The organism is Rhizobium cerradonense (assembly GCF_030182455.1).
In the GTDB taxonomy this organism is placed as follows: domain Bacteria; phylum Pseudomonadota; class Alphaproteobacteria; order Rhizobiales; family Rhizobiaceae; genus Rhizobium.
The window spans coordinates 42,684-62,276 of sequence record NZ_JAQJCK010000004.1; the positions used below are offsets into that span (position 1 = coordinate 42,684).

21 protein-coding genes and 1 tRNA gene are annotated in these 19,593 nt (G+C 56.8%); 6 read left to right on the top strand and 16 right to left on the bottom strand.

The window, feature by feature from the left end; translation table 11 throughout:
• From modA to obgE, 5 genes are all read right to left on the bottom strand, one after another.
• The gene (gene modA, locus PH547_RS10865; protein WP_285168233.1) at positions 1-798 is read right to left on the bottom strand and encodes a molybdate ABC transporter substrate-binding protein; all 798 of its coding nucleotides are present in this window, start codon (positions 796-798) and stop codon (positions 1-3) included.
• Positions 799-1,374: 576 nt separating this feature from the next.
• Positions 1,375-1,956 (bottom strand): nicotinate-nucleotide adenylyltransferase, encoded by a 582-nt coding sequence (locus PH547_RS10870; RefSeq protein WP_245464001.1) that lies wholly within the window; start codon positions 1,954-1,956, stop codon positions 1,375-1,377.
• Between the two features lie 37 nt (positions 1,957-1,993).
• Positions 1,994-3,277: a glutamate-5-semialdehyde dehydrogenase gene (locus tag PH547_RS10875; RefSeq protein WP_285168234.1), complete on the bottom strand. Its 1,284-nt coding sequence runs from the start codon at positions 3,275-3,277 to the stop codon at positions 1,994-1,996.
• On the bottom strand, positions 3,270-4,439 hold the full coding sequence (proB, locus tag PH547_RS10880; protein WP_283048155.1) for a glutamate 5-kinase: 1,170 nt from the start codon (positions 4,437-4,439) through the stop codon (positions 3,270-3,272). The genes PH547_RS10875 and proB overlap by 8 nt, the downstream gene beginning before the upstream one ends.
• Entirely contained in the window at positions 4,436-5,530 is a 1,095-nt protein-coding gene (obgE, locus tag PH547_RS10885; RefSeq protein WP_260303240.1) for a GTPase ObgE, read from the bottom strand. The genes proB and obgE overlap by 4 nt, the downstream gene beginning before the upstream one ends.
• Before the next feature lie 180 nt (positions 5,531-5,710).
• Between obgE and PH547_RS10890 the strand changes: the two genes are divergently transcribed.
• Positions 5,711-6,562 carry an endonuclease/exonuclease/phosphatase family protein gene (locus PH547_RS10890; RefSeq protein WP_285168235.1) on the top strand — a complete coding sequence of 284 codons (852 nt, stop codon included), beginning with the start codon at positions 5,711-5,713 and terminating at the stop codon, positions 6,560-6,562.
• A gap of 145 nt (positions 6,563-6,707) precedes the next feature.
• Here PH547_RS10890 and PH547_RS10895 read toward each other — a convergent pair whose 3' ends face one another.
• From PH547_RS10895 to rplU, 4 genes are all read right to left on the bottom strand, one after another.
• Positions 6,708-7,295, bottom strand: a complete 588-nt coding sequence (locus PH547_RS10895) for a GNAT family N-acetyltransferase (RefSeq protein WP_285168236.1) — start codon at positions 7,293-7,295, stop codon at positions 6,708-6,710.
• Positions 7,292-7,927: a GNAT family N-acetyltransferase gene (locus tag PH547_RS10900; protein WP_283048147.1), complete on the bottom strand. Its 636-nt coding sequence runs from the start codon at positions 7,925-7,927 to the stop codon at positions 7,292-7,294. Before PH547_RS10900 ends, PH547_RS10895 begins: the two co-directional genes overlap by 4 nt.
• A 129-nt stretch (positions 7,928-8,056) precedes the next feature.
• Positions 8,057-8,326, bottom strand: a complete 270-nt coding sequence (gene rpmA / locus PH547_RS10905) for a 50S ribosomal protein L27 (RefSeq protein WP_104824874.1) — start codon at positions 8,324-8,326, stop codon at positions 8,057-8,059.
• Between the two features lie 32 nt (positions 8,327-8,358).
• Positions 8,359-8,676: a 50S ribosomal protein L21 gene (gene rplU / locus PH547_RS10910; RefSeq protein WP_028753733.1), complete on the bottom strand. Its 318-nt coding sequence runs from the start codon at positions 8,674-8,676 to the stop codon at positions 8,359-8,361.
• A gap of 308 nt (positions 8,677-8,984) precedes the next feature.
• Here rplU and PH547_RS10915 point away from each other — a divergent pair.
• A tRNA-Ser gene (locus tag PH547_RS10915) sits at positions 8,985-9,074 on the top strand.
• A gap of 117 nt (positions 9,075-9,191) precedes the next feature.
• Here the strand turns inward: PH547_RS10915 and PH547_RS10920 are convergent.
• The 5 genes from PH547_RS10920 to PH547_RS10940 all read right to left on the bottom strand — a co-directional run bounded on the left by PH547_RS10920 (position 9,192) and on the right by PH547_RS10940 (position 14,632).
• Positions 9,192-9,989: an NYN domain-containing protein gene (locus PH547_RS10920; protein WP_285168238.1), complete on the bottom strand. Its 798-nt coding sequence runs from the start codon at positions 9,987-9,989 to the stop codon at positions 9,192-9,194.
• An 82-nt stretch (positions 9,990-10,071) separates the two neighbouring features.
• Positions 10,072-11,760: a hypothetical protein gene (locus PH547_RS10925; RefSeq protein ID WP_285168239.1), complete on the bottom strand. Its 1,689-nt coding sequence runs from the start codon at positions 11,758-11,760 to the stop codon at positions 10,072-10,074.
• Between the two features lie 229 nt (positions 11,761-11,989).
• Positions 11,990-12,352, bottom strand: coding sequence for a hypothetical protein (locus tag PH547_RS10930; protein WP_285168240.1), 363 nt, complete (start codon positions 12,350-12,352; stop codon positions 11,990-11,992).
• A gap of 211 nt (positions 12,353-12,563) precedes the next feature.
• A complete protein-coding gene (locus PH547_RS10935) occupies positions 12,564-13,529 on the bottom strand; it encodes an HNH endonuclease (RefSeq protein WP_285168241.1) in 966 nt (321 codons plus the stop codon).
• Positions 13,530-13,855: 326 nt separating this feature from the next.
• Positions 13,856-14,632, bottom strand: coding sequence for an LEM-3-like GIY-YIG domain-containing protein (locus tag PH547_RS10940; RefSeq protein WP_285168242.1), 777 nt, complete (start codon positions 14,630-14,632; stop codon positions 13,856-13,858).
• 140 nt (positions 14,633-14,772) lie between these two features.
• Here PH547_RS10940 and PH547_RS10945 point away from each other — a divergent pair, with 140 nt between their 5' ends.
• The 3 genes from PH547_RS10945 (at position 14,773) to PH547_RS10955 (ending at position 17,562) form a co-directional block, all read left to right on the top strand.
• A complete protein-coding gene (locus PH547_RS10945) occupies positions 14,773-15,792 on the top strand; it encodes a site-specific integrase (protein ID WP_285168243.1) in 1,020 nt (339 codons plus the stop codon).
• A gap of 1,159 nt (positions 15,793-16,951) precedes the next feature.
• The gene (locus PH547_RS10950; RefSeq protein ID WP_285168244.1) at positions 16,952-17,350 is read left to right on the top strand and encodes a hypothetical protein; all 399 of its coding nucleotides are present in this window, start codon (positions 16,952-16,954) and stop codon (positions 17,348-17,350) included.
• 11 nt (positions 17,351-17,361) lie between these two features.
• Positions 17,362-17,562 carry a hypothetical protein gene (locus tag PH547_RS10955; protein WP_285168245.1) on the top strand — a complete coding sequence of 67 codons (201 nt, stop codon included), beginning with the start codon at positions 17,362-17,364 and terminating at the stop codon, positions 17,560-17,562.
• On the opposite strand, the gene PH547_RS10960 is transcribed toward PH547_RS10955, so the two are convergent.
• A complete protein-coding gene (locus PH547_RS10960) occupies positions 17,536-18,120 on the bottom strand; it encodes a recombinase family protein (protein WP_285168246.1) in 585 nt (194 codons plus the stop codon). The two genes, PH547_RS10955 and PH547_RS10960, sit on opposite strands and share 27 nt — an antisense overlap.
• Positions 18,121-18,321: 201 nt before the next feature.
• Between PH547_RS10960 and PH547_RS10965 the strand changes: the two genes are divergently transcribed.
• On the top strand, positions 18,322-18,924 hold the full coding sequence (locus PH547_RS10965; protein WP_285168247.1) for a P-loop NTPase family protein: 603 nt from the start codon (positions 18,322-18,324) through the stop codon (positions 18,922-18,924).
• Between the two features lie 118 nt (positions 18,925-19,042).
• Here the strand turns inward: PH547_RS10965 and PH547_RS10970 are convergent, their stop codons facing one another.
• Positions 19,043-19,444, bottom strand: a complete 402-nt coding sequence (locus tag PH547_RS10970; RefSeq protein ID WP_285168248.1) for a hypothetical protein — start codon at positions 19,442-19,444, stop codon at positions 19,043-19,045.
• Positions 19,445-19,593: the final 149 nt, after the last annotated feature.

The following is a 19,593-nucleotide window of genomic DNA, read 5'->3' on the forward strand; positions in this document are numbered from 1 at the left end:
TCACTTCTTGAGAACCGTGAAGCCTTCGTGCTCGAAGAACGGAACAGCCTTAGCCGATTTCAGATAATCGACATAGGCCTGTGTATCAGGGTTGGTGCTGCTGGCCGTGATCGCGATCGGATAGATGATCGGCGGATGGCTGTCTTCCGGAAAGGTGCCGACCACGGCAACGCCCGGATCGGCGGAAACATCGGTCTTATAGACAATGCCATAGGGCGCTTCGCCGCGTGAAACCAGCGCGAGCGCGGCGCGCACGCTTTCAGCACCGGCCACCTTCTTCTCGACGGAAGACCAGATGCCGAGCTTTTCCAGCGCTGCTTTGCCGTATTTGCCCGCCGGTACCGATTCCGGCTGGCCGATCGCCAGGCGTCCGTCGCCGAGCAGGCCGGCAAGGTCCATGCCTTGCTTGACGTCAACGGGTTTGGCCTTGTCCTTGGCGGAGACTAGAACGATCTGATTGCCGAGCAGGTTGACGCGGCTGTCGTCCTTGATCAGCTTTTTCTTGGCGACATAGTCCATCCAGTCGGTATCGGCGGAAATGAAGACATCGGCCGGCGCCCCGTTTTCGAGCTGCTTGGCCAGCGGTCCGCTTGCCGCATAGGAGACGGTGACCTGCTTGCCGGTTTCCTTGGTAAAGGCGTCGTCGATGTTATCCAGAGCGTTTTTCATGCTGGCGGCGGCAAAGACGGTGATCTTGTCGGCGGCGAATGCCGGCGCCGGAATGACCGACAGGCCAAGCCAGGCGGCGGAAAGGGCGGCGGTTGCAAGCTTGATCCATTGGCGGCGGCGCGTGGCCATTCTATTTCTCCTGGAAAGTATCGACATATCTGGACAGATATAACGGCCGACGATGCTTGGCTAGGGGATATGTTCCAGAAAATATAGCGTTACGGTGGAGCGTAACTCTACGAATTTTATAGGGATTTGCCTCCGGGACGCATACAAGAACGCATTGCCATTGCATAAATGCATGGCTGAATTCGCCCAAAAGGATGGCGAACGCTCACGGGATGAGACGTAACGTTACGAATCGTGCGATTTTAGGGAGATTTTGGAGAAGGTCGCGCCGGAAGCCGCGACGCAATTAGCTCAGATCATGTAAAAGAAGCGTTTTTTGGGCAGATTGTTTTCGGAGCCACGATGAAAATGCATTGCTGCATTGCGCTATCAGCGTTTTATCATTTGGTCAAATCTGCTAAAACATAATCATCGAAACGGCGATCTCCTCCTCCCAAAGCCTTTCGATATCGATCAGCAACACTCCTCCTCCCAGTTGCTGATCAGGTTTGAAAGCCCGACGGATCTCCTCCCCCGTCGGGCTTTTTCATTTTGGAGGTTTTCCTGAAAATCAGACTCGTTATCGCGCCGAGGCCGTCATTGTGCTGCGCGCAAGGCGGTTGAGCTCAATGTCGAGCGCCGACCGTGAATGAAGGTCCAGGCCGGAGCCGGTTTTTTCCACAATACCCGTGCGTCATCCTCGTCGACGCGCGCATAGTGAAACGTCTTGGCCATCTTCGCGGAGAGATAGGATAGCGTCGATCCCGGCCGGTCGATGACGGCGATCGGAAAGGTGCGGGCAATCTCCTGCCATTTCTGCCAGCGGTGAAACGTGTTGAGGCTATCCGCACCCATGACCCAGATGAAATGAACATGGGTATTGCGCGCCTTGACGTAGGCGAGCGTATTGGCCGTGTAGCTCATGCCGAGCGTCTGCTCGAAAGCTGTCACCTTGACGCGCGGGTCATGCGTGACCGCCTCGCTGAGCGCGATGCGCTCGGCAAGCGGCGCCAGATGATTGCGGTTCTTCAACGGATTGCCAGGCGTCACCATCCACCAGAGTTGGTCGAGGCCAAGCCGTCGGATGGCGATTTCAGCCACCAGCGCATGGCCCTGATGCGGCGGATTGAAGGAACCGCCGAAAAGACCGACTACCATGCCGCGTTCGGCATGCGGCATGCGCAGATAGCGGTAATCGATCTCTTCTTCCAGCACGTCAGGGCCGTATCTGTCCGGTGCCGCGCACGCGATATTTGAAAGAGGTAAGCTGCTCGACGCCAACGGGCCCGCGCGCATGCATCTTGCCCGTGGCGATGCCGATCTCCGCGCCCATGCCGAACTCGCCGCCATCGGCAAACTGCGTCGAAGCATTGTGCAGCAGGATCGCCGAATCGATCTCGGTGAAGAAGCGCTCGACCACGGCGGGATCCTCGGCGATGACGGCTTCGGTATGGTTGGACGAATATTTGCCGATATGGCCAATCGCGCCGGAAATACCGTCGACAATGGCGACGGAAATAATGGCGGCGAGATATTCGGTCGACCAATCCTCTTCCGTCGCGGCTTTCAATCCCGGCACAAGCTTGAGCACCTCGGCAGAACCGCGGATTTCGCAGCCTGCCGCGGCAAGCCCGTCGAGCAGCGGCTTCAGATGGGTGGACGCCACCTTCGAATCGACCAGCAGCGTTTCAGCCGCGCCGCAGATGCCCGTGCGGCGCATCTTGGCGTTGACGACGATGGATTTCGCCATCTCCAGATCGGCCGAGGCATCGATATAGATGTGGCAGAGGCCTTCGAGATGGGCGAAGACCGGCACGCGCGCTTCGGTCTGCACCCGGGCGACGAGGCTCTTGCCGCCGCGCGGCACGATGACGTCGATATTGCCCTCGAGGCCGCGCAGCATGGCGCCGACGGCGGCACGGTCGCTCACGGGCACGAGCTGAATGGCGTGCTCGGGTAGGCCGGCTGCCTTCAGCCCCTCGACCAGGCATTCATGGATCGCCTGAGAGGAACGGCGCGAATCGCTGCCGCAGCGCAAGATTACGGCATTGCCGGCTTTCAGGCACAGCGCGCCGGCATCGGCGGTGACGTTCGGCCGGCTTTCGAAGATGACGCCGATGACGCCGAGCGGCGTGCGCACGCGTTCGATCTTCAGCCCGTTCGGACGATCCCAGGCGGCAATGACTTCGCCCACCGGATCGGCCAAGGCGGCGATGGCGCGAATGCCTTCGGCCATCTCGGCGACGCGCTTGTCGTTCAGCGTCAGGCGATCGACGAAGGAGGCCAGCATATCCGTGCCTTCGACGTCTTTCAGGTCTTTGGCGTTCTCGGCAAGGATATGATCCTTGCGGGCAAGAATGGCATCGGCCATGGCGCTCAACGCCTTGTTCTTGCTTTCGGTCGAAGCGAAGGCCAGAGGTCGCGACGCAGCCCGGGCCTTGCGGCCGATATCGTTCATCAGCGCATCGATGTCGGGGCTTTGTGCGACAGTATCAAGCATGAGCTTCATCCTTCTTCAATTTCTCGGCCTTCGTCTTGACGGACGCGGTCATGACGAGGTCGTCGCGATGCACCATGGCGGCGCGGCCGGGATAGCCGAGGATCGCCTCGATCTCCGCCGACTTGCGGCCGGTGATCTGGCGGGCTTCCTCGGCATCGTAACCGACAAGGCCACGGGCGATTTCTCGACCGGAGGGGCCGATAACGGCAACGGTGTCGCCGCGGCCGAAATTGCCGACAATGCTGCGCACGCCGGCAGGCAGAAGGCTCTTGCCGGCGCCGAGCGCGGTGACGGCGCCCTCGTCGACATGCAGCTCACCGGCGGGCTGCAATTGCCCGGCAATCCAGGTCTTGCGGGCGGTGACGGGCGTGCCCGAAGGCGCGAACCAGGAGGAGCGCGCACCGTTTTCGATGGCGTTCAGCGGCCGGTCGGTCTTGCCCGAGGCGATGATCATGGCGCAGCCGGCGCCCGTGGCGATTTTGCCGGCATCGATCTTGGTGCGCATGCCGCCGCGCGACAGTTCGGAGGCCGCGCCGCCGGCCATGGCTTCGATTTCCGGCGTGATCTCGGCGATCGTTTCCAGGAATTTCGCTTGCGGATCGAGATGCGGTGGGGCGGTGTAGAGCCCATCGATGTCAGACAGCAGGATCAGCAGGTCGGCGCCGGTCATGGTGGCGACGCGGGCGGCCAGCCGGTCATTGTCGCCATAGCGGATTTCGCTGGTGGCGACCGTGTCGTTTTCGTTGATGATCGGTACGGCGCCGATCTTCAGGAGCTGATTGATGGTGGCGCGGGCGTTGAGATAGCGGCGGCGCTCTTCGGTATCGCCGAGTGTCAGCAGGATCTGGCCGGCGACGATATCGTCATGCGACAGGCTTTCTGACCAGGCGCGCGCCAGCGAAATCTGGCCGACGGCCGCGGCCGCCTGGCTTTCCTCCAGCTTCAATGCACCGGAGGGCAGGTCGAGCACCGAACGGCCGAGCGCGATAGCGCCGGAGGAGACGACGAGGACATCGGCCCCCTTGGCCTTCAGCCCGGCAATATCGGCGCACATGCCGTCAAGCCAGGTTTTCTTCAGGCCGGCCTTGCGATCGACCAGAAGGGCGGAGCCGATCTTGATGACGATGCGGCGGTAGCGGTCGAGCGGCTTGCGGGCAGTCATCCCTGCTGCTCCTCGTCGTCGTCGCTTTCCTTATCGACAACGGCCATGTCACGATGGCGCAGTTTCGGCGCTTTCGCCGGCTTCTCTTCCTGGGTGCCAGCGTTCGCCTCGACAATCACGTCGCGCAAAGCGCGCAACACCTCGGTCATGCCGCTGCCGGTGATGGCGGAAATGCGGAACGGCGTCTTGCCGCAGGCTCGCGCCAGTTCCCGCGTCTTTTTCTTCAACGTCTCCTCGTCCAGCACGTCGATTTGCGACAGTGCGACGATCTCCGGCTTGTCGGTGATATCGTTGCCATAGGCTTCGAGCTCGTGCTTCACCGTCTTGTAGGCCTTGCCGACCTTTTCTTCCTGGGCGGAGACCAGATGCAGCAGCACGCGGGTGCGCTCGACATGGCCAAGGAAACGGTCACCGATGCCCACACCTTCATGCGCGCCCTCGATCAGGCCGGGAATGTCGGCCAGAATGAATTCCTGGCTATCGATGGTGGCGACGCCGAGATTGGGGTGCAGCGTCGTGAATGGATAGTTGGCGATCTTCGGCCGGGCGCGGCTGACGGCGGCAAGGAAGGTCGACTTGCCGGCATTTGGCAGGCCGACGAGGCCGGCATCGGCGATCAGCTTCAGCCGCAACCAGATGGTCTTTTCTTCACCGGGCAGGCCGGGATTGGCCCAATCGGGCGCCTGATTGACCGAGGATTTGAAATAGGCGTTGCCGAAGCCGCCATTGCCGCCGGCGGCGAGACGAAAGCGCTGGCCCTCCTGTGTCAGGTCGCAGATCAGGGTTTCCTCGTCTTCTTCGAAAATCTGCGTGCCGACCGGGACCTTCAGCGTCACGTCGTCGCCCTTGGCGCCGGCGCGGTTCTTGCCCATGCCATGCATGCCGATCTTCGCCTTGAAATGCTGCTGATAGCGGAAATCGATCAGCGTATTCAGCCCGTTGACGGCCTCGACCCACACATCGCCGCCGCGGCCGCCATCGCCACCGTCCGGACCGCCGAACTCGATGAATTTCTCACGCCGGAAGGACACGCTGCCCGCGCCGCCATCACCAGACCGAATATAGACCTTTGCTTCGTCGAGAAATTTCATTTTACTTCCGTCACTCGGTATTGGCGCATAACCCCTTACAACGAATGGAGTCAGGAAAGCCTATGCGCTCTTTTCAATTGTTACCGCGTCCTCTGCATGTCCGCCAGGACAGGCGGCGCGGTCATTTGCCCGTCATGTCGCCTTCGATATAGGCGCTTCAGCCGGAGGTCAAAGATTATCGTGAAGTTGGCAAGCTATAACATCCAGTGCGGCTTCGGCCTCGATGAAAGATATGATCTTGAACGCATCGTCGGAAACCTTGCGGGCGCCGATATCATCGCTTTGCAGGAAGTAACCCGCGGCTTTGTCCGCAACGGCCGTACCGATATGGTCGCTGCGATCGAAGCGTTGCTGCCGGACTATTACTCCATCTATGGAACGGGGCTGGATCTGCTGCCGCCGGGAGCGGGCCCACGCGATCTGCGCTTCCAGTTCGGCAATATGGTGCTGTCGCGCTGGCCGATCCTTGCGACGCGGACGCTGCTTCTGCCGCGCAGCCGCACGCTTTCCAAACTCAATCTGCAGCGCGTTGCCGTCGAAGCGGTGATCGATGCCCCAGGCGGCGCGGTCCGGGTCTATTCCGTGCATCTCGACCACGTCTCTCCGGATGAGCGCATCCGCCAGATCCACTATCTCAAGGATCGTGCGATCAATTTTGTGCGTGATGGCGGTTCGCTGACGGGCGCCGTGGAGATCGACTTCGACGATCCGCCGCTGCCGGAGGATTTTATCCTGATGGGCGATTTCAACATGGTGCCGGAATCGCCGGAATATTGCGCGCTTGCCGGCCTGAAGGACGCCTTCTACGGGCGCATGCCGCGTTTCGATGTGCCGACCGACGCGCTCGACGTTGTCGGCGCGCTGAAGCCCGAAGCCTATAGCTGGATGGATCCGAAGGATCGTAACAAGCGCATGCATCTCGACTACTGCTTCATCAGTTGCGGGTTGAGTGACCGTCTGCGCTCGGCCCATGTGGATATCGATGCGGAAGGTTCCGATCATTTTCCGGTCTGGGTCGAAATCGACGGATAGGGCGTCATCGCCGGTGGAGCCGGCGATGACTGGTTTTTAAAGCGCATTGCAATCTTTCAGATTCGCTCCTTGCGCTTTAGATCTTTGATTTTGCGGATGTCATTATCGCAAAACCGCTGCGCACTTTTGCGCGACATGCTTGGCCTCACGCCGCCTGCGAGAGCCGCAGCGCGCCCGGCTTCAGCACGGTTTCGATATGCGGAACCATGGTGTTGCGGGCGAAGCTGTAGACCTCGGCGCAGCCGATGATGTCGAAGCCGAGCTTCTGCTGCAGCTTCAACGACGCCGGATTGTCGGCGAAGACGCCGGAGAAAACGGCGACTTCGGGCATGCGGCGGGCGAAGCGCTCGAGGACGGCCGGGACAGCCTCGCTCATGATGCCGCGCCGCCAGTAATAGCGGTTCAGCCAGTAGCCGAGATGCCAGCGGCCATGCCGGAGGTCGATGCCGACGCAGCCGATATGGACGTCGTCCCCCTCGGTGATGGCCAGCATCCAGTCGCTATCGAGGCCTGCGGTGCGCGGGACCAGCCAGTCCAGCGCATCCTGTCGGTCGTACGGCACCGGCACGCGGGCGAGCATGCGGGTGACGGCGAAATCCGACAGGGATTCTGTCATTGCGTCGGCATCGCCGAGCCGGTGCGGGCGCAGCGTCAGCCGCTCCGTCCGGATGACCGGCGTCGGTCCGGGCGTCAGGCTCCTGACGTCCCGGCGGGGCAAGATGGCGGCGTTCATCGCATGCCTCCCCAGCTTCTGAGTGACATCCAGGTCTTGCGGTCGAGCCGGTACCATTCGACCGATACCGTGCTGCCGAGTGCCAGCGATGCGGCAAGGCCGGATCCCTGGAACTGGAAGCCGCACTTCTGCACGACCCGCCTGGAGGCGACGTTCATCACCCGGCAACGGGCGTCGATCTGGGCGACATTTTCGCGCGTGCGGAAGACCATGTCGATCAGGGCATGGGCGGCTTCTGTCGTATAACCCTGGTTCCAATAAGGCTCGCCCAGCCAATAGCCGATCTCGACGGTGTGCGGATCGGCCGTGGGTTCGACCCCGCAGCAACCGAGAAAGGCGCCGTTGTCGGCTTTGGTAATCGCATAGACGCACTTGCCAATCTCGCCAAGCTTCGTGCGTCGCACGAAATCGGCGGCATCATTGGTCGTATACGGGTGCGGCATACGCGATACCATTGTGGCGACGTTGGCGTTGTTGGCGAGATGGGCAAGGGCGTCGATGTCTTCTTCGTGGGGCGCGCGCAGAACGAGCCTTTCCGACAATAAGACAGGGCAATCGGTCCTTAACCGCTCCGGCCTCAGCCGTTCTTCGGGAGACCTCGATTGGCCTTCCCTTAACAATTCGCCTTGCATGGTTCAGTCCTCCTTGGTTGAGGGTAAAGAAAAAAGGGGAGATGGCGCCCCATCTCCCCTTTTTTCTTGACTGAACCTGATGCTTCAGCCGGGTCGATGAGACGCCGGCTGTTTTAGAGCGCTACCGGCTTATTCCGCTGCTTCCGCTTTCGGCATTACAGAGACGTACACGCGGCCATTGGCCTTCGTACGGTAGTCCACGTTGCCCGCCGTAAGCGCAAAAATCGTGTGATCCTTGCCGAGGCCGACATTGGCGCCCGGATGCCACTGCGTACCGCGCTGACGCACGATAATGTTGCCTGCGAGGACGGCTTCGCCGCCGAACTTCTTCACGCCAAGGCGCTTGGATTCGGAATCGCGACCGTTGCGCGAGGAACCGCCAGCTTTTTTGTGTGCCATTGGAGTTCTCCTTTAAACCTTGATCCCGTTACTTACTTGGCAGCCACGATGTCCGTGATGCGGACGACCGTGTGATGCTGGCGATGGCCGCGCGAACGCTTCGAGTTCTGACGACGGCGCTTCTTGAAGGCGATGACCTTCTTGCCGCGGTTGTGCTCGACCACTTCGGCCTTGACGGAAGCGCCCTTGACGAAGGGAGCACCAATCGCAGCGTCGGCGCCTTCGCCGATAACGAGGACTTCGGTGAATTCTACGGTGTCGCCGGCGGTGACTTCAAGCTTCTCGATGGTCAGCACGTCGTTTGCTGCCACACGGTACTGCTTACCGCCGGTCTTGATGACTGCGAACATTTTTTATCCTTTCATGTTCGTTCCGGCTCTCTCGCCCGAAAGGACAAGCGGCCGTCTTTTTATCAGTCTAAGTTTAGCAGGGATTCCAAAGGCTTGCGGCCTCGAAAAAGATCTGCCGGTGAAACCCCGCACAGAGCGAGGCGGCCAAGGCACGGACTTATCCACACCTATTGCGTCGCACGGGATATATAAGGGCCTGTGATCTGTCAAGGCAAAAGGATGAAAAGCTTGAATATTCACCCTTGCCATCCCATCCTTCTCTCGCTATGAGAACGCCCGCGCCGAGAAACGCGCCGACCAGCATAACCGGAGAGGTGGCAGAGTGGTCGAATGCACCGCACTCGAAATGCGGCATGCCTGCAAGGGCATCGTGGGTTCAAATCCCACCCTCTCCGCCATAAAATGTATATTTATCAGTTATTTACGACGTGAACGCCTGTGACAAACGTCGTGGATTTGGCTGTTTGCGCACACAATTGATCGCAGGGCCACGCTGAAGGCGCATCTAAGGCAGTTTATGAAGCTGGATCGTAAGAGGGCGGGCGTCGAGCGACTACGAGTCCACTGTCCGGATCGGTCACCGTTGCCGGGAAAAGCGAACGTTCGAGGTGAATCTGTTTTATTGAAGCAAGTTTCTTTGATCCAACCAACTGCCCGATTTCCTTGCTGTGTCCGGCGTTTGGTGGAGATATGACTTTAATTTTCTTGTGGGGAAATTCGGCAAGCACCATACGAATGGCCGGAGTAAGATCGCTATCTCGACTCACGATGAAGGCCTCATCAAAATTATTCTTGTAAGCTTCGTTGAGTAACCAGAGGGCAATATTAACGTCTGTTTCTTTTTCTTCGTGTGTTTTGTATGGGCTCTTGCAGACGCGGCAGTAGGCGTCTTTTTCTTTAAACCGGCCCATTATAGGGGTTATCGCAACTGTTTTCAGGGCCTCAACATACTGCTGATGCCGGCGATGCGCATCAGGCCTCCAAGTGGCAAAAGCAGAAAAATAAAAAATCGACTGCACTTCTTGCAGCGTGGGGTCGGTAAAACCTTCAATGAGTTTTCTCAGATTAAGCCACTTTAAGTGCGGCAATTTGAGATTATCAATTGCGTGATAGAGATTGAATCCATCAACAAAGCATTGAATCCGCGCTCTATCCCCCATCCTGACCCCTAAAATGCGAACCCCCGAGCCGTGGCCCGGGGGAAGCGTCGCAGCCGAAGCCACGACGGGATTAATAGGGATTCTATATGCGATTTGCTTATAGAAAGTAAAGGGCGAATCGGGATCGAGGACTCTTTTTGCGACTTGAGTCAAGTGTTGACTACATCTGGTATGTTGCTTGGAAGAAGGCCACTAGGGCTGACGCGTTCAGCGATCGACGGTATTGGTATGTGGCTTACGCTAGGGTAGCTCTTATGACCTTGAGTGTTTCAAGGAGCTGGTCAGCCATCATTTGATAGTGACCCTTGAACGAACCATGCACGCGGAGCGCTTCCTTTGCCAAACTCTGTTTTTTGTCCGACGCGTGGCCCTTCAGGTGATTGCGCAGCTCCCGCAAGCGGCGAAGCGAATCGATCACGGTCTTGGCCTCCGCATAATCGCCGCTCTTTTTCGCTATGGCTTCTTCAAGAAGTTTGTGCGCGCGCCATTCATCTTTCACCGTTATTCCCAGTGATTCCGCGAGCTTGCGCAAAGGAGCAATCAAGACGCCCTCGTTGACGAGCTGATCAAGAGCGAGAATCTCGTTACCCCATTCGGACACCGAATTGGTCACCGGGTAGCGAGCAGCTTTACGCAATGTCTCGCCGCGCACCTGCCACCAAGCGGGTGGTGTGTCATCGAGTTCCTTTACAAGCTGTTTGAGTTCTACCAGCGGCTCATGTTCGAGGTAAAATTCGCCTCTGAAATCCGTAGTGACGGAGCGCTCGGAAAGCCAGCCCTTTGGCCATTCGTTAAATGCCTGCCAGTAGACCTGCTCTTTGTAGGGCAGCTCGCCGAGATATCGAAGATAGGTATGAACCTGCCCCTCGTTGTTAACGTCGTAGGTGCGCAGGCTCCATGCACCCCGGCAGGCGATGCTGCGGTCATCAAGATCATATTTGTCCGGGTCCGACTTGTAGCGTTGCAAAACTTCCGCACGGAAGAACGCGGGCGACATTTCAAGCGGCAAGTCGGATTCCGGCTGGAAATAATTCGAGAGACCTTCGGGGTCAGCGGAAATCTCGATGCGCGTCTGGGTCTTGAGATCGATTGCCTTGAAGGTTGCATATTTTCGCGCAGACGGATTCCGCCGCTCCATATACTCGGCGACAATTTCCTCGTAAGTCACGGCAGGCCGCACGATCATCCGGCCATTGATATAACTGCCGGACTGACTCGTGACGCCGCCATGATAAAACAGATCCGGCGCGTCGAAGTTGATCGGCCTAACGCCGGTCCAGCCGTTAAACGAGCGCGGCTGTGTTCGTGTGAAGTCAAAGAAGTAGAATAGCACGGTGTTTGAAAGGCGCATATATTCAGCGAAATCCTTGGTCGCAATCGTGACGAGCGTCACATTCTGCGCCCAGTCTCCTGAATGCTCCTCGACAATTTTGATGACGTCCTCGATGTCGCCGTCCTCGTCGAGACGGCACCATGCGTTGCGCTCAGGTATAAAATGCAGGTCCAGCGCGTGAACCAGCTTCTGGCTGATCTCCATAGGTGTCGGATCGCGGCGGCTAGCAAAGAAGCGCTTGAAAACCAGCTTTTCCCCTTCGTTGAAGTCCGTTCCTATGCGACGCAAGGGGCCTTCGAGATAAACGCGATCAGGTTCTCCGCCGCCCGAAACGTGCTGGATCATCCAGCTAGCATCAGGGGTGACGAACTCGCGGCTTAATCGTTCGTGATCAGCGTTTTGTAGTGCCGATTCAGGTGCAAGAACGCCATGAATCAAAACGGCATTCAGCGAAGCAAAGAGGATTGTCGTATCACTTCTCAGATGGTCTTTTAGGAAAGACACACCGTCCTCGGCGCCAGCCAGCCATACGCCAGCATTTTCCTCGGGAAAATGCGCCAACATTTTAAGTTTTTCGAGAACCTTGTTCATCCGTGTTCTCTACCGACGCCTGCGTTTGATGCAAATCATGCAACCCGGCCTTTTTACCTTCAAACCTCGACTGACTCAAATACGCTTGAGAGATCCTCGGCGATTTGCTCGAACGCGATCAGCGCAAGGGTTCACCGATGTAGCGTGGTGCGACCCGATAGATCCAGCGAATCGATGTGCTGAGGCGTGATGCTCTCGCGTAGAGGATCAGTTTGATGCACTTGGAGGCTTATGAGATCACGAATTTGGCGAGCCAGGCCAGATAAAGTGCCCCGACACCCGCTGCGGAATTCGCTGCAGCCTTGGCCCACTCGTTCTGCCGAAATAATACCGCCGTAAACAAGGTGCCAAAAACAATGACAGCGGTAATGATTAACTTGGCGGGTTCGCCAATAGGAGCCCAGATACCAATTGCAAAAATAATAAAGAACAGGATCCACTTAAGAACAACCGCTGGGTATATCGATCGGAAATTATTATAGATTGCTTCCCAGAGGCTTTCTTTGGGGTTTGCGGGAAGCTTTTCAACAAGATAACATAAGAAAACGCCGGCGATCAGCACCGATACATAAAACCAAGTCGGCAATGCCATTGAAAATACTCCGAAAATTCACGCTTGTTTTATTGTTGTGAGAGAATATTGTATTGCGATCCGCTCCAAAGCTGTAACCTCCGGGTGTGAATCTTTCATTAAAATACAATTCATGGCATGTATTAATGATCGTGCAATCTGACCGGCGCGGCACAAATTCAACCGATGATGAACGAGCACTCTTCCGAGCGTAAGGCCATCCCTTAGTGCGCTACTCGGAATTGCTCCATTTTTCATAGGCGTTCTGCCGGTGCCGAGCAATGAACTCATGATGGCTTGCTTGCAAACCAACGACTTTTTGCAGCCCTATGTTTCCTAAGCCTGCCCGCTCTAGCTCGTCGGCACTCAAACCAGCGACATTTTCCCATGCGCCATCGTTTGATAGCGTAATGAGATGCGCGTCAAAGGCTGCGTCGAAGGCTGCAGACAGAAGAAGGCCATTATAGGGGTTCAGACGTTCTTCATCGGTGCCGGCCGCCCAAGCAACGATATGCGATGCGCGCAGTAATTTGGACTCGCACAATCCGGTTGCGCAGCACTTGCCTCCCCACATGTCTATAAGAGATTGCCGAAACTGGCCTTGGCCAATCCGCGCTTTGACGAGAGCTTCCTTTGCAGTGGCTTTCCCTTGGAATTCTGACGAGCGTCCGTCCGTCATTGCTCTCTCTAGTGCGCGGTCAAGATGCCCGGGCCGCTGTATTTCCAGAGCTACGCGGACGCGCTCAAAAAAATCTGGTGCGTCCGCGCCGGGTAGTGGCGCGAAGTAGACCTGATTGCCTTCGAGAACGCCATCCTTATTCATGAAGAATGGGCTTTTATGTGCCCTGTAGCGAAACAACCCATCGACCATCTTTGCTCTCGAAACACGATGATCAAAGCGAACAAACTCAATGGGGAGAGACCAACCTACAGAATTCCAGGTATCGGTTTCCGGAAACGTGGCCGGACGGGCACTGTCTGGTATAGCGGCTCTTCTTGCGATCGCTATTCCTTCGATGTAGCCATCTCTCGCCACAAGCACGAATTCGCCGGGTCTCACGTCCTGTATAGTCGCCCAATGCCATTGAGGTGGACCGAGTTCCTGATCTTTGCGCACCGTTCGGTTGGGACACCAAAGCACGCCGGCTTCCATCTGTGCTTTAAACCGCGCGCCAGTGTTTACCCACCAAATGCTCATAGTTTGCCCCGTGAGTCTCAGTGTTGAGTGGAATTCATGTATGAACTCAACCTTTAATAGAGGACGGTCAGCGCTGCTTCAAGTCGAACTTTTGGTCCCGGATATCCGCTCGTTGGATGCGGACACAAGGTCACATCCGCGCTAGTTGGTATCCAGTGCTATCTGCCCATACGTAATTATTGCTGCATAGAGCTCGCCGATGCGGCCTGTGAGATGATTGAGCTCGCCGGACTCACGCCCCAACTCATCTCCTTTTCAAACCAGGAAAGGGCTTCAGCTAGTGATTGTATGATTTGAACCCGGGTGAGGAGGACGGTCAGACTTCACTAGCACTTCCAGAAACGTATAGGATTTTGAATGTGCTTCAATTCTGGATCAGTGATTCTCTTGCCCCTTGCGCCGACATATAGCTCCCAAATGTCTGGCGATGCTCCTTCTCCTATGAACCCAAGACGATGAGACTCTGATCCATCCGCATATGGAATATCGGGAAAGTTCTCGGGCGTCGCGCGCATCCACCGGATGGGTTTGAACACGCCAACGACTACACCGCGAACCACAGCGAGCACATACTCAGCCTGTTCGGCTCGCGTCTTCGATATACGCCAGCAGTATCTCACTAGATTGTAGATCGCGTGGCGATCGAAGCGCTCTTCAAGCTTATTGATGTTGATCAACACCAGCCGATGCTCGGGGACAGCTGGGAGTTCTGGAAGACTGTATTTGTCGATTAGCTCTAGGTGGTTCATGGGGCCGCGATCACTGCTGGCGTGGCCGCCCTGGATATTTGTTAGGCCGGGATAGGCATCGATGAGAGCGGCTTCGACCTCGAAGATCGACGCGTCTGGTATCTCATGTCGATGGACGACATGTATCACTTCGAGGCCCGCGTTCTTAATGGCTCGGATGCGGTCCAGCTTTGCGCCAAGTTGTTGAGTATCGTCATCCAGCACGCTCGGCAGTCCTGCCGCATGGTCGAACACCCGGTTGTTGCGCCCCTTTCCGACATAAAAAGTTTCGCCGTTCCTGGGGTCGATCAATCGGTAGACATAGTTGCCAAGCTTTTGGCAAACCTCTTCCGGAAATCTATCGTAGCTGTTCAAATTTGCCCCCTTCCGCAAAGGATCAACGTAACCTGACAGCGCCCTCCTATGGTTGCAATAACTTTGTCTATGCGGGGATAATCCTTGGCGCCCCTCAAGGGGTATCCTACGCGTGATCTTCAATATCGATTGGAGATCAAATGGCGACAATCCGCAAACTCAGAGGACGCTGGCAAGCCCAGGTGCGCCGGCGTGGTATGAAACCTCGGTGCAAGTCATTCGATAGCAAGGTCGAAGCCGAGAAGTGGGCGCGTGATCTGGAAAGCCAGGTCGATCGCTTCGGTGCCGCGCCGGACACAAAGATCCTCGAGACAACAACGCTCGGTCAGCTCCTAGAGCGTTACCAGCAAGAGGTATCGCCCCTGAAGCGCGGCTCGGTCCAGGAGATTCAACGGATCGACGTGCTCCGACGCCATGAGCTTGCCTACCGGACAATGGTGGGTCTGTCGCCGCAGGATATCTCATCATTTCGTGACGAACGCCTTCGATCTGTAGCTGCATCTACGACGGTTCGCGAGCTTGCGATCCTCAGCCACGTCATCGAAGTTGCCATCCGCGACTGGGGACTCCCACTCGCTCGCAACGTGGTGAAGCTGGTTCGGCGCCCGGTGATCCGGAACGAACGCAAACGTCGCCTGGAAGGTGATGAGGAGCAGCGCCTGCTTGACGGCTGCGCCGGTGGCAAGATCCCATTCTTTAAAACGTTGATCATACTTGCGATCGAGACCGGGATGCGCCGCGGCGAGATCTTGGGGCTGCAATGGAGCGATATCTCGCATAACCGTCGCGTGATCACGCTGACAATGACGAAGAACGGATCCGGACGCGAGGTGCCATTGTCTCAGCGGGCGTTTGATGCGCTGACGGAATGGAAGACCCAAGCGGACGTCGATCAGTCGCGTGTCTTTCCCATGGCTCCCGGTTCCCTTGAGCAAGCGTGGTATCGTCTGCTGGTGCGTGCCGGGATCGAAGGGCTCCGCTTTCATGATCTGCGGCATGAGGCTGTCAGCCGCCTATTCGAGCGCGGCTTGAACGTCATCGAGGTCAGCAGCATATCTGGGCACAAGGAGTTGCGTATGCTGAAGCGCTATACGCACCTCTCAGCGGACGACCTCGTCAGTCGCCTGGGGAAGGTGATACCATCCGAAGCACACGTTTAAGGACGTTGCGAAAAGTTGACACTTCAATCATCGGGTGTTGATAAGTGTCAATTTCCAGGTCTGGATCCCGCGAAAACGTCAACCTCCGACTCAAATTCGAGCTAGAAATCATCGATTTTTGCACGCTAAGTTGACGGAGCTTGACGTTTGGTTGGCACTTTTTGCTGATTTCGATCGTTTTTGCCTAACTGTCAACTTCAGGCGGCTCTAATATTTGTAGGGCGAGAGGGTTCTTCGGTGTCGCGTATCGTCGCTGCTAAGCTTCGCTGCATGAATGAGGGATCGGAGCATGGCAGCAGCGCTTACCCGGCGACGGATGCCTTGCGTGGTAGCGTCGAAAACATTTCCGGCATGATGGCGCTTTCGTGTGCTTGTCGTAGTCTCGGTTCGAGGTAAGCCGAACAGCCGGGAGTGGGATCCGACAACAGAGACGGGGTCGTCGCCATGTTTCTCGACTAGTTTGCGCCTGACGGACGTTGTGGATTTCGACGCATCCGTATTGTTCATTTGCTCCTGGTCGCCAGAAACCTCCTGTGCCGCTTGTGTGCGATTACTCGTCAACGATCTCTTCTTTGCCGGAGCACGAAGTCCTAGACGCCGTCAACGAGCTCGATGGGGATGGGTTTTGCGTCCACCAATGTCCGAGGACGGATCCTCCCATGCCGTGGAGTTAGCGTAACCGTTCACCCAGTCGCTTTTTGAGGATGACGTGTAATTCACTCCCGTTCTCACGGGCGACGTCAATTACGACCCTCGAGCCGGGAAGCCTGCCTGTGGATTAGTTCCCGCGGTCGCCCGCTACGGTTTTCTCAATTTACTTGTTTCGCATTCACGATCGCTCGTTCTATCCGGAGGAGACCCCGGTCTTTCCTTAGCCGGAGAGGTCACGCTTTGTGCGGTTTCTCTCTATTATATCAAGACATAAGAATATTACTATAATAGAGAGAAACCGCACAAAGCGTGACAGGATGGAAATGTGCGCTCCGGCTCCGGGCTTCGCTATAAATAAGCAGTAAGCAATAGGAGAACGGAAATGCTCTCAATCGAAAATGATGATACCTCCGGTTCAGGAGAGACTGCTTCAGCTTCTCAGAAGACGGTGTGCGACCTCCAGGAAGGTTCGGCACGGCGGCGCGCCATTGATGATTGGCGGAATCGCTTGGCCAAGTTTCAGCGTGACAATCCTCACCCGATCGTGCGCGCCTGGCGCGAGGAATCCCGCAGGATCTATCGCTTGAAGAAGGAAGCCGAAGGCGAGACTGTGCGGCCCTACACCTTTCACGACCATGTGCCGTGGATTCGCGGCGAAACTCATGAGAGCCGTGAACGTCGCCTCCATCGCGACAGGGCACGCAAGAAGCGCGGAGTAGATGAAACCACTGTCCGCGCCTGGACTGATCTTTCTTCGATGTCGGACGAGGAGAAGGCTGTCCACCGGCGGAGGTTGGCTGCAGAACGGAAGGCTCGTGAGCGGCTTTTGCTGAGGGCGAATGGTGCCAATGTCGACACCTCAAGCGAAACCGTCGGCGTCGATGATGTCGAATGGGGAATGTTCTGAGGAGGAATATGGTGATCAGCGCAGAATTGAGGGAAAGGGTCAGGGCGATGGCCGAGAAGTATCGTCAGAAGGAGTTGGACTTCCTGGAAATGCTGGGAAAGATTCCCAATCATGTTCCGGAACCGAAGAAGCCCAAGGTCCGCGTCAAGGCGATTTCACAGCGATGGTCGCTGCCGGCTACGTCGTCACAGACCGGGATCGTTGGCGAGTAAAATACCTTGCTTCATCCCCCGCGCGAGAGTGCGGGGATGAACCTTGTAGTGCTCCGCGAGATCGTCGATTGAAGCCTTGTCGATCATGAAGGCTTCTCGTGCTTCGAGTATCTGCTCCGGTGTGAGCGCTGGTCGCCGGCCGATCAAGCTCCCTCTTGATCTGGCGGCGGCCATGCCTGCTTTCGTGCGTTCGCTAATGATCGAGCGCTCGAACTCCGCCATCGCGGCCATGATGTGGAATGTCAGGCGTCCGCCGGAGGTAGATGTATCTATCGCCTCGTTGAGTGACCGGAACTCAACGCCTCGATTTCCGAGGTCGTTGATGACGCGGATGAGGTCGATCAGCGATCGACCCAACCGATCGAGCCGCCACACCACAAGCATGTCTCCTTCGCCAACACTGGATAAGGCGTCGACCAGGCCACGCCGATCAAATGTCGAGCCGGAAATCCCCTGGTCTGTGAAAATATGGTCACAGGCGATCGCCTTTAGCGCCGCGAGTTGGAGATCGAGATGCTGGTCATTTGTCGACACTCGGGCATAGCCAATTTTGCGCATTTTTGAGCCGAAATCCTACTTAGGTTTCCGGCTATCATACCCGGTAACCCATTGACTTAAAGGAACCTTTTTGTCCGGCGTGGAGTTATTTGCGAACCGCGGCAGCCACATGAAGGGAAACAACGGTTTAAGGCGATAAGGCATTTCTCGGCTAAGCTATGGGATAAAGGTTCCCTTTTGTCTGACCACGACGAGAGAAAAATGAGCGCCTTTGCATTCATAACTATCTTCACTCTCGTCGGGACCCTGCTGGTCTTGTGGTTTGTGGTCGCCAAAAGCAGCTCAAATCAACAAGGTTTAGTTGCTCAGCTCAATGCTATTCCAGATTTCACCGCCTCGGCGACCTACATCTCTCCGGTGTGCAAAAATGCGATCGCGATTGACGCTCAGCGCCAGAAGATAGCGATCGTGCCTGATATGTTGAAGCTGCGGAGGTTGACTGCAGATCCGATAGTCTACGACTTCAAAGAGCTTCTGGCTGTCGAAGTCGCGCGTGACGATACGTCAATGATCAAGTTTAACCGTGGGAGCCAGCTAAAAGGTGCGGCAGTAGGAGGAGTGCTGCTCGGACCCGCCGGTATGCTACTTGGCGGTCTTTCCGGCTCAAAGCGAGAAGAGAAGAAAGTGCGGCGGCTCTCGTTGAAAATCTACGCTTCAAGCATCATCGAGCCGATTTGCGAAATCTTCTTCCTCGACACGCCGGCACCTGGAATCGATTCTGATACTGCAAAATTTCTGATCCAGGATTTGGACCAATGGTATGGACGACTTCGCGCCGTCATCGAACAGCAAAAAGCTGCATGACATACCTTCTCACGAATCGGCCGGGTGAGACTCGCTGGCGCGTTTGGAAGGTCGAGAGCTGCAAAGCAACGTCCAGGAGCGTCGTGCCAGCCAGTGAGCTTCCTCGAGTCAAAGGAAGCTAAACAACGGCCAAGTTGTTCCTCTTCAGCGCTTCCCGAGCCCAAGCTGCCCATAAGTCTGACGGGGGTAGCCAGAACCAGCCTCCCACATCGTCACCAACAACCTCGGATTTACTGGCCACCGCGAAGGCAGCAGTTAATAGGCAAATCCACGCTGCTCGTTTCTCGTGATCCTTCTCGGCTAACACTGCGTCGAGCAGCGCCTGATTTCGCCAACCGAGAGTCTGCAAAAGGGAGTCGAGAACGCCGCTGTCGACAGCATGATCATAGAGCCAGTGGAACTTCTTCCGTTTTTGAGCTGCTGGTAGAGCGAAGCGGTCTTCCGGCAGAAGAACCCCAAGGAACGCGTTTGGGAAAGCTTCGATGATAGCGATGCCGGGCCGAATAGCCTTCTTGATCACCTTATTTGGACCCGCCAGATGTAGAACGTGCTCGGCAGTTTGTGACGCGGCTCGGCGCAGATCCCTTCTGTATCCGTGATTGCTTAAGCCTGGTTTGCACCGGGTCTGAAATGCTCCGCGAATGAACAGGCGCTCGCACAAGCGGTCCA

Coding starts and splice junctions, on each gene's coding strand:
- PH547_RS10930 (WP_285168240.1), bottom strand. CDS start 12,352: ATGGCATTGCCGACTTGGTTTTATGTATCGGTGCTGATCGCCGGCGTT.
- proB (WP_283048155.1), bottom strand. CDS start 4,439: ATGACTGCCCGCAAGCCGCTCGACCGCTACCGCCGCATCGTCATCAAG.
- PH547_RS10925 (WP_285168239.1), bottom strand. CDS start 11,760: ATGAACAAGGTTCTCGAAAAACTTAAAATGTTGGCGCATTTTCCCGAG.
- obgE (WP_260303240.1), bottom strand. CDS start 5,530: ATGAAATTTCTCGACGAAGCAAAGGTCTATATTCGGTCTGGTGATGGC.
- PH547_RS10965 (WP_285168247.1), top strand. CDS start 18,322: ATGAGCGCCTTTGCATTCATAACTATCTTCACTCTCGTCGGGACCCTG.
- PH547_RS10870 (WP_245464001.1), bottom strand. CDS start 1,956: ATGCCGCATGCCGAACGCGGCATGGTAGTCGGTCTTTTCGGCGGTTCC.
- modA (WP_285168233.1), bottom strand. CDS start 798: ATGGCCACGCGCCGCCGCCAATGGATCAAGCTTGCAACCGCCGCCCTT.
- PH547_RS10875 (WP_285168234.1), bottom strand. CDS start 3,277: ATGCTTGATACTGTCGCACAAAGCCCCGACATCGATGCGCTGATGAAC.
- PH547_RS10935 (WP_285168241.1), bottom strand. CDS start 13,529: ATGAGCATTTGGTGGGTAAACACTGGCGCGCGGTTTAAAGCACAGATG.
- PH547_RS10960 (WP_285168246.1), bottom strand. CDS start 18,120: ATGCGCAAAATTGGCTATGCCCGAGTGTCGACAAATGACCAGCATCTC.
- rplU (WP_028753733.1), bottom strand. CDS start 8,676: ATGTTCGCAGTCATCAAGACCGGCGGTAAGCAGTACCGTGTGGCAGCA.
- PH547_RS10945 (WP_285168243.1), top strand. CDS start 14,773: ATGGCGACAATCCGCAAACTCAGAGGACGCTGGCAAGCCCAGGTGCGC.
- PH547_RS10895 (WP_285168236.1), bottom strand. CDS start 7,295: ATGAACGCCGCCATCTTGCCCCGCCGGGACGTCAGGAGCCTGACGCCC.
- PH547_RS10900 (WP_283048147.1), bottom strand. CDS start 7,927: ATGCAAGGCGAATTGTTAAGGGAAGGCCAATCGAGGTCTCCCGAAGAA.
- rpmA (WP_104824874.1), bottom strand. CDS start 8,326: ATGGCACACAAAAAAGCTGGCGGTTCCTCGCGCAACGGTCGCGATTCC.